The following is a 1,485-nucleotide window of genomic DNA, read 5'->3' as shown; positions in this document are numbered from 1 at the left end:
GCGAGGATGTTCATGCAGGAGCGAAACCCTTGGGCTTCGATCTTCTTGGCATCAAGGAGCCTCGTCAATGCGTCGACTGTGTGGGGTCCGACTTTCGTTGCCTGTCGCAGGAAGTAGGCGCGAGTCCACAGACCTGTGGTGTCTCCTTGCGTGGCCGGTGCATGGTCGGGATCGGTGACGTAGGAATGTTTCTTCGTCCCCAGCCGGTGGGTAGCGATGACGTCGCCGCCGGCGAGTACGTCGAGGTGGGTGCCGACGATGCGCACATCAGCGATTGTCCCGACGTAGGTGGCGGGGACGGAGTATTTGATCGTAGCGATCTGGATGTGCCAGTCCCGCGAGACCTTCGCCTTCTTCCAGGTCACTTCCTGCCAGGGGAGGTCGGGCAGATTGATGAGGTCGGCCGCTTCGTCTTCGGTGAACCAGTCTCGTCGGCTGCGATTGTGGCCGCGGAAAGGTGTCCGGTCGTTGATCCAGTCAACACGTTCGACGATGGCTTCGTTGATGTCATCGCCGTCGACGAATGTTCGGTCATCAAGGTAGTGGATGACCCAGTTCGTGACGACTTTGACGCCGGATTCGACGTTGGCTTTCTCTTTGGGTTTGTAGGCCCGGGTCGGCACGGCAGCAGTGGTGTAGTGCTCGAGGAATGCGGCGTAGGACTCGTTGACGTCGCGAGTCTTGTCGTAGCGGCTGATCTGGTTCGAAGCCGTCGAGGCGTTATCGGGGATGATGACCTGAGCGATGCCGCCGAAGTATTCGAAGGCGCGTCGATGGGCGTCGCACCATGCTGGTAGTTTCTCGTCGAGGCATCCGTAGGCGAAGATCATTCCCGAGTAGGGCAGAGTCGCGACGAAGATGGAGACTTTCGTCGTTGTTCGGGTGATCGGGTCGGTCAGCCACATGGGGGTCCCGGCCCAGTCGACTTGCATCGTGTGTCCGGGGATATGTGTGATGGGGCTGGTCAGGTCGTGGGTACGGACGTGTTCGGCGATGATCTGACAGAACCGTTCGTACCTGTAGTGACGCGTCGACGGAGTCGGTGCTGGGATGTTGAGGTAGCGGGCCCACAAGACTTTCAGGGGTGGCTTCTTCCGTCCGATGCGTGCTTTGATTACGGCATCAACGTCGATGGGCACGAAGTCCGTGTCGCCGCTCTTGCGGCCATCGGTGAAGAGCTGGTCGAGGGCATCGGCAGACAGTGCCTCAACTTCGGGTTTCGTCGATAGTCCTCGGGTGTCAGCGACTGTGCGTGCTTTGGCGATCGCGCGATGTGAGCAATGGGCCATCGCTTCGATTTCGCGGTAGGAGTAGTCCTGGACGAGCAGGGATAAGATCAGCCGGTAGTCGGCCATGAGAGGGTTCCTTTCACTTGTCACGACTTCGATGTCGTGGGTGAAAGCAATCCTCCATGAGTGCTACCAGGTTCTTACATAGCTGCTACCACTTCGTTACACGTTCGCTACCGGAAGGCCCTTCCAAACA

Annotated in this window: 1 protein-coding gene; it reads right to left on the bottom strand. The window is 59.0% G+C overall.

Annotated elements, in window-relative coordinates:
* Nucleotides 1-1,355 (bottom strand): IS21 family transposase (istA, locus tag BAUR9175_RS19055; RefSeq protein WP_101584976.1); only part of this gene is annotated, 1,355 nt, incomplete at its 3' end.
* Nucleotides 1,356-1,485: the final 130 nt, after the last annotated feature.

This window comes from Brevibacterium aurantiacum (genome assembly GCF_900169065.1).
Taxonomy (GTDB): Bacteria; Actinomycetota; Actinomycetes; order Actinomycetales; family Brevibacteriaceae; genus Brevibacterium; species Brevibacterium aurantiacum.
This window is presented reverse-complemented; position numbering and strand designations above follow the sequence as displayed.